Origin of the sequence: Hyphomicrobium sp. (assembly GCF_036833075.1) — a bacterium.
In the GTDB taxonomy this organism is placed as follows: domain Bacteria; phylum Pseudomonadota; class Alphaproteobacteria; order Rhizobiales; family Hyphomicrobiaceae; genus Hyphomicrobium_C.
Genome location: NZ_DAITQL010000054.1, coordinates 19417 through 26737, shown reverse-complemented (window position 1 = coordinate 26737; position 7321 = coordinate 19417). Strand labels below are relative to the sequence as shown.

Here is a 7321-nt window from a genome sequence, read left to right as displayed (position 1 = left end):
GGGTAGGCGCCGAGGCCCATCAGCGTGGACGTGATCGGGAAGCCCGAGAGGCGCACCAGCTCGCGCAGGAGCTGGCTCGCCTTGGGGCCGGAATTGATGACGCCGCCACCGGTGTAGAACACGGGGCGCTTGGCGGAGGCCATGAGGTCCACGGCATCGCGCACGAGCGCCGGCTCGGGCTTGACGCGCGGCTTATAGGTTTTGTGGGCGATGTTCGAGGGGCCGACGTAATTGCCGGTCGCGAACTGCACGTCCTTCGGGATATCGATCACCACCGGCCCCGGACGGCCGGCCTTGGCGATGTAGAACGCCTCGTGCAGGATGCGCGCGAGGTCGTTGACGTTCTTCACGAGCCAGTTGTGCTTGGTGCACGGGCGCGTGATGCCGACCGTATCGCATTCCTGGAAGGCGTCGTTGCCGATCAGGTGCGTCGGCACCTGACCCGTGATGCAGACGACCGGGATACTGTCCATCAGCGCGTCCGTGAGGCCCGTGACGGCGTTGGTCGCGCCCGGGCCCGACGTCACCAGCGCGACGCCGACCTTGCCCGTCGAGCGGGCATATCCCTCGGCGGCGTGCAGCGCGCCCCCTTCCTGGCGCACCAGGACGTGCTGGATCTTCTCCTGCTGAAACAGCTCGTCGTAGATCGGCAGCACGGCGCCGCCCGGATAACCGAAGATGTGCTCGACGCCCTGGTCCTGCAGCGCCTTGATCACCATCTCGGCGCCCGTCATCGTCCGTGCCATGAAACTCTCCGCCTGCCGTCCCTCGGGACACATGGGTCATTTATGGGATTGGTCGTTGGGGTCGTCAGAAGCCATCGGTCGTCACCGCCGTCACGCGCCGCGCGCGCTCCGTGGCTCTCCACGCAGGCATCCCGCGCCCGTCCATCCGCGTTTCAGAGGCGCCACCCTAGGGGGAGGTGGATCGCGGGTCAAGGCTTGGATTTAATAAAATCTATTATTCTTGCAAGAAATCTTTCTTCTTCTTGCTCGTATAGCCATTTCCACGACATCATATTGCGTGATAGCCACGTCACCTGCCTTTTGACGTATTGGCGCGTCTCGGCCTTGGCCTTGTCCGTCGCCTCGGCAAGGGTGAGCCTGCCCTCGATCGCGGCGGCGAGCGGACCGACGCCCAGCGCCCGCATCACGGGCAGCGCAGGATCGAGACCGAGCTCAAGGAGCGCGCGAACCTCGTCCACGGCGCCGGCCGCCATCATGGCCTCGAACCGTGCGTCGCAGCGCTGCCGCACGTCCTGGCGCTCGCGGGCGACGACGAAGGCGCGCCCCTCGGCGCTGCGGATCACGGGCTCGCCCGGCGTCTCCTGCCACCGCGCGAGCGACACGCCCGTCGCCTCGAGCACCTCGAGCGCGCGCACGAGGCGTTGCGGATCGGAGGGCCTGAGCCGCGCGGCCATCTCGGGATCGCGCTCGCGGAGGACGGCGTGCAGGACGGGCGCGCCCTCCGCGCTCGCGCGGCTGCGCCAGCGGGCGCGGATCTCCTCGGGAACCGGCGGGATCGGGGACAGGCCATGGGTGAGGGCCTTGAAGTAGAGCCCCGTGCCGCCGACGACGATGGGCACGCGACCGCTCGCCTCAGCCGCCTCGATCGCGGCGCGCGCCTCGCCGGCGTAGCGCGCGGCCGAATACGCCTCGCGGCCCGGCACGTGCCCGTAGAGGCGGTGCGGCGCCCGCCGCTCATCCTCGGCACCGGGCCGGGCGGTCAGAATGCGGAGCTCACGATAAACCTGCATGGCGTCGGCGTTGACGATGGCGCCGCCGAGACGCTCGGCAAGCCCAAGCGCGACGGCGGACTTGCCCGAGGCCGTCGGCCCTGCGATGAGGATGGGAGCGGGTGTGGTCATGCCCGTCTCTTCTAGCCTCCCCAACCCCCTCTGCACCATGGCGATGCCACCCTCCTTTACGCTCGTGCTGACGGCCGCGCCCGGATCGGACGCGGCGAGCGATACTATTCTGCGCGCGGCGGAAGAAACGCTCGGCGGCGTCGGGAGAGGTTCGCGCCGGCTCGCGCCGGGCACCGCCTGGGACGTGCCGCTCGCCGTTGCCGACGGTGCCGGCGCACGGTCGGCGCGGGAGGCCGTGGCCGGTGCCCTCGGCGACCTGCCGATCGACGTCAACGTGGTCCCGGGCGACCCCGAGAGCCGGCGCAAGCGGCTCCTCTGCGCGGACATGGAAAGCACCATCATCGAGCAGGAGTTGATCGACGAGATGGCGGGTCTCGTCGGCTGCCAGGCGGAGATCGCCGCCATCACCGCGGCGGCCATGCGGGGAGAACTGGATTTCGAGGGCTCGGTCGTGCAGCGCGTCGCCCTGTTCGCGGGGCTCGAAGCGCACCGGCTGGAGGCGATCCTGTTGCGCGCGACGCCGATGCCGGGCGCGGCACGTCTGGTCGCGACGATGCGCGCGAACGGCGCCCGCACGGCGCTGGTCTCGGGCGGATTCACGATCTTCGCCGAGCGGATCGGCGCCGCGCTCGGCTTCGATGCCGTCGTCGCCAACGCGCTCGAGATCGAGAACGGGCGCCTCACGGGCCGCGTGCGCGAGCCGATCCTCGGGCCTCAGGGCAAAGCCGAGGCGCTGAAGCGGCTCGCGGCGGAGGGCGGGATCGCGCTCCCCGAGACGCTGGCCGTTGGCGACGGGGCCAACGACGTGGGGATGCTCGCCGCGGCGGGGCTCGGCGTCGCCTTCCGCGCCAAGCCGATCCTGGCCGACCGGGCGCGCGCACTCGAGACCGGCGCCGTGATCACGCACGGTGATCTCACCGCCCTGCTCCACCTGCAAGGCTACGCGCAAACAGACTTCGTCGCGTGACCGGTGCGTCCGCGGGCGTGCGCCCTGCGGTGAACGTCGGCACAAGCTACGGTCTTCCGAGCGCGCGGCGCAGCGTGGTGCGAAGGCGGAGCGCCTGCGCCGCAAGGCGCGGCTCGAGGCGCGCCCATGCCCGCCGGACCTCGAGGCGGACGCGGGTCTTGAGCATGCGGCCGTAACGCCAGGCCCAGGAGGCGCGGATGCGGGCGAAGAGCGCCTCCTTCCAAGGCATCACGATGCCATAGGCGGCCGCGAACCAGCCGATGCGCATGAGCGCGGGCCGGGTGAGCAGGAAGAGGCGCGCGATAAGCGCCGTCGAGGCGATCTTCGCGCCGACGAACAGAAGGCCCGCGGCGAGCACCTGCCCGTTTGCGACGAGGTAGACCGCGAGTAGCTTCAGAGGAAAGAGGATCGAGGTCGGGAGCGCGAGCGCGGCCAGCGCGCCGTACGGCGGCAGGCCGGCGATCGCCTGCTCCAGGCGCGCGACGATCCTGAAGCGCGCGAGGACCGCAAGGGCGTCGACCAGCGGTCGCCAGCCCCACTCCTCGAACAGCAGAATAAGCGCCGCCAGCACCTGGAGCACGAAACCGGCCGAGGTGCGGATCAGACGCCACAGCGTGCGCGCTGCCGCCAGGGCATGCACGACGGCACGAGGTGCGCGACGCGGCGCCCGTCGTGTCAAGCCGTCGCGGTTTTGCGCGGACATCGCTGCCCCGATCCCAGTCCCGAACCTGTCGAGATTACAGGACGTCGCCGGATCGCGCAGCCCCACTCCCACATCGGCTGCCGTTCCTTCCCGGCCGAGACTGCTTTGACAACACCCACTCTATTTCTATACTTTTTTTATCAAGTTAAAGAACCAAACATCTTAAGAGGGAAACATGACCTCACGTATCTGGCTTGCCGGCGCTGCGCTGCTCTTTTCCTTCGCGTTCACCAACGTCGCTGCGGCCGGCGAGATCGTGGTCGAGATGCTGAACAGCGACGGGGAAGGCAAGAAGATGCTTTTCAAGCCGGACTTCATCAAGGCAAACGTCGGCGACACCGTGAAGTTCGTACCCACGCAGCAGCCTCACAATACGCAGTCGATCCCTGAGATCTGGCCGGAAGGCGCAGAGCAGTTCACGGGCGAGATCAACAAGGAGGTCATCTTCAAGATCGAGAAGCCGGGTGTCTATGGCGTCAAATGCATGCCGCACTACGGCATGGGCATGATCGCGCTCATCCAGGCCGGCGACGAGCGGCCGAACGAGGCCCAGCTCGACACCTACAAGCCGCGGGGAAAGGACTCGATCAAGCGCTTCGAGGAGCTCAAGGCGCAGGTCGGCCAGTAATCAGGCGACGCCGGGCTGCTACGCAGGTCTAGGGTCTTTCCGGCTTGGGTGGAAGCATGGCCGTGCGAGCAATCGGTGTGTCTGGATCCCGGCCGTCCATGCGGAGCATGGCTCCGCCCGCCCATGCGTAGCATGGCTCCGCCATGATGCCGGGATGACGTTGAAATCGGGCAATTGGATCGCCACCAATAATTCGTCACTCCGGCGAAGGCCGGTGTCCAGACACGCTTCCGCACACCGAATCCCTGTTTCCACCTGAAACGGAAATGCTCTAGTAGGCTGGCGGCTCATCGATCCGCGCAGTCGCCATGGCGACCACCTCGGGCCGCTCACGGGGGACCGGCTCGGGCGAAGCGCCGGAGCCCGCCTCGAGCGCCGCGGCCAATTCCTCGCGCGCCTTCTCCGCCTGCCGCTGGCGACTCCAGAGGCTGGCGTAGAGGCCGCCGCGAGCGATCAGCTCGGCGTGCGTGCCCTGCTCGACCAGGCGTCCCTTGTCGAGCACGATGATGCTGTCGGCGTGGACGATGGTCGAGAGCCGGTGCGCGATGACCAGCGTCGTGCGGTTGGCGGCGACACGGTCGAGGGCGTCCTGGATCTCCTTCTCGGTGTGGCTATCGAGGGCGCTCGTCGCCTCGTCCAGCATCAGGATGGGCGGGCTTTTCAGCAGCGTGCGCGCGATGGCGACGCGCTGCTTCTCGCCGCCGGACAGCTTGAGACCGCGCTCGCCCACCATGGTCGCGTAGCCCTGCGGCAGCGTGGCGATGAAGCGGTCGATGCGGGCGAGCCGGGCCGCCTCGTGCACCTCCGCGTCCGTCGCGTCGGGGCGGCCGTAGCGGATGTTGTAGAGGATGGTGTCGTTGAAGAGCACCGTATCCTGCGGCACGACGCCGATGGCACCACGGAGCGAAGCCTGCGTCACGGTGCGAATGTCCTGTCCGTCGATGGTCACGCGCCCGGAGTCGATGTCGTAGAAGCGGAACAGAATGCGCGAGATCGTGCTCTTGCCCGCGCCCGACGGGCCGACGATGGCGACCATCCTGCCGGCCGGGACCTCGAACGAGATGTCGTGCAGGATCTCGCGCTCCCTGTCGTAGGAGAACGAGACGTGCTCGAAGCGCACGGTTCCCTCGCGGACCTCGAGCGGCTTGGCGCCGGGCGCGTCCTCCACCTCCGGCTTCTCGGAGAGGAGCGCGAACATCGTCTCGAGATCGACGAGGCCCTGCTTGATCTCGCGATAGACCATGCCCATGAAGTTCAGGGGCTGGTAGAGCTGGATCATCACGGCGTTGATGAGCACGAAGTCGCCGACCGTGTGCGTGCCGTCCATCACGCTGCGGGCCGCGAGCCACATGACGAGCGTCATGCCGACGGTGAAGATCACCGCCTGCCCCGCGTTCAGGACGCCGAGCGAGTAGTAGGTCTTGACGGCCGCCTTCTCGTAGCGGGCCATGGACGCATCGTAGCGGCGGGCTTCCGCTTCCTCGTTGCCGAAATATTTCACCGTCTCGAAATTGAGGAGGCTGTCGATGGCCTTGGTGTTGGCCTCGGTATCGCTCTCGTTCATCTCGCGGCGGATGGCGATGCGCTTCTCGGACGCCGAGAACGTGAACCACATATAGACGGCGATGGTCGCGACGAGGATGAAGACGTAGCTCCAGTCGAAATAGAAGACGAGCAGTCCGGCGACGAGAACCATCTCGACCAATGTCGGCGCGAGTTGCATCACGCCCATGCGCACGATGAGGTCGATGCCGCGCGTGCCGCGCTCGATCACGCGGGACAGGCCGCCGGTGCGCCGCTCGAGGTGGAAGCGCAGGGACAGCCTGTGCAGGTGGCGGAACGTGCGGTTGTTGAGCTCGCGGATGGCGTGCTGGCCGACACGCGTGAAAAGGACGTCGCGGACCTGGTTCAGCACCATGGTCAGCACGCGTCCGACGCCATAGGCGACGATCAGCATGGCGATGCCGAGCCCCAGCGCCTTGGCGGCGACCACCTCGGGGTTCGTAAGGTCGGCGGCGAGCCAGTCGGTCGCCCACTTGAAGGTCACCGGCACGGCGACGGTTGCGAGCTTGGCCGCGATCATCACGACGAAAGCGCCCGCCACCTCGGCGCGCAGGTCGGGGCGGCCCTGCGGCCAGATGAAGGGCAGCAGGCTTCTCAGCACCGTCCAATGGCTGATGTCGGCCGAAAGACCGAGCAGATGCGGCCGCTCGCTGCGACTGGCGGCGGTTGTGGCGGTGGTGGTCGGTCTCATGGGTCGGTCTGGATCCCCTGCGCGCTCCGTCTCTCGGACCGCAATACGTAGGAGCCAGCCGAATGGAGCAGGCGACGTTTAGACGGCGCTCACCGCAACCGCAACCGCTGGCCCGGGAAGATGAGGTCGGGATCGCGAATCCGGGCGCGGTTCAGGCGATAGATCTCCGGGTAGCGCTCTCCTGCCCCGAGGCGGCGTCGCGAGATGCCCCAAAGCGTCTCCCCGCGCCTCACGACGTGGATGCGGGCCTCGCGGGCCCGCGCCCGCGTTCTCCGTGCGGGACGGGGCTTGGCGTCCTTCAGCGCGGCGTGGACCTGCGGCCGGCGGGGCGCAACCGCGGACGGGGCGGCTTCCCGCACGGCGGGCGCCGCATCGGGCGTGGGCGGCTCCACCGCATTTTGCGAGGAGGGCTCCACTGCATTTTGCGCGGGCGGCTCCGCCGCAGCAGCACTTCGCCCGCCCTCGTCCGGGCGTTGCGGCCCGGTGGTCTCCGTCGGAGCTCTATCGGCCGCCGCGTCGGGTGCGGGCCCGGTCTCCGGCTTGGCATCGGCCGCGGACGTCTCCTCGGCGTGCCGCTTGGCCTCCGCGGCCCGGCGCGCCTCCTCCTCGGCCTCGGCCTCCCGGCGCCGCTGCTCGATGGCCTTGATCTCGGCTTGCCGCATCTCCGCCTGCCGGGCGGCCTCGGCTTCGGCTTCGCGGCGTGCCTCCTCCGCCCTCGCCTCGGCGAGACGCAATTCCTCGGCGGCCTTGCGGGCGTTCTCGGCGGCCGTCGCCTCCGCAATCCGCCGCGCTTCCTCGTCCTTCCGCGCCTGCTCGGCCTCGGCCGCCCGGCGCTCCGCCTCCGCTGCGGCGACGCGGCGCATGTAATCGGCCCGAGCCTCCTCGATGCGCTTCTGCTCGGC

At 68.7% G+C, this 7321-nt stretch carries 7 protein-coding genes; 2 read left to right on the top strand and 5 right to left on the bottom strand.

From position 1 onward, the window contains the following. Both V7082_RS14890 and miaA read right to left on the bottom strand, forming a co-directional pair. Window positions 1-746 (bottom strand): thiamine pyrophosphate-binding protein (locus V7082_RS14890; protein WP_334149861.1); only part of this gene is annotated, 746 nt, incomplete at its 3' end. 188 nt (window positions 747-934) lie between these two features. Continuing rightward, window positions 935-1867, bottom strand: coding sequence for a tRNA (adenosine(37)-N6)-dimethylallyltransferase MiaA (gene miaA, locus V7082_RS14885; RefSeq protein ID WP_334149859.1), 933 nt, complete (start codon window positions 1865-1867; stop codon window positions 935-937). Here miaA and serB point away from each other — a divergent pair. Further along, complete coding sequence (gene serB, locus V7082_RS14880) at window positions 1866-2834, top strand: phosphoserine phosphatase SerB (protein ID WP_334149857.1); 969 nt, start codon at window positions 1866-1868, stop codon at window positions 2832-2834. The genes miaA and serB overlap by 2 nt on opposite strands. 46 nt (window positions 2835-2880) lie before the next feature. Here serB and V7082_RS14875 read toward each other — a convergent pair whose 3' ends face one another. Then, window positions 2881-3537, bottom strand: coding sequence for a hypothetical protein (locus V7082_RS14875; RefSeq protein ID WP_334149855.1), 657 nt, complete (start codon window positions 3535-3537; stop codon window positions 2881-2883). Window positions 3538-3712: 175 nt separating this feature from the next. On the opposite strand from V7082_RS14875, the gene V7082_RS14870 reads away from it, so the two are divergent. Beyond that, entirely contained in the window at window positions 3713-4165 is a 453-nt protein-coding gene (locus V7082_RS14870) for a pseudoazurin (protein WP_334149853.1), read from the top strand. A 271-nt stretch (window positions 4166-4436) separates the two neighbouring features. Here V7082_RS14870 and V7082_RS14865 read toward each other — a convergent pair whose 3' ends face one another. Further along, window positions 4437-6419, bottom strand: coding sequence for an ABCB family ABC transporter ATP-binding protein/permease (locus V7082_RS14865; protein ID WP_334149851.1), 1983 nt, complete (start codon window positions 6417-6419; stop codon window positions 4437-4439). Window positions 6420-6508: 89 nt separating this feature from the next. Next, window positions 6509-7321 (bottom strand): LysM peptidoglycan-binding domain-containing protein (locus tag V7082_RS14860; protein WP_334149849.1); only part of this gene is annotated, 813 nt, incomplete at its 5' end.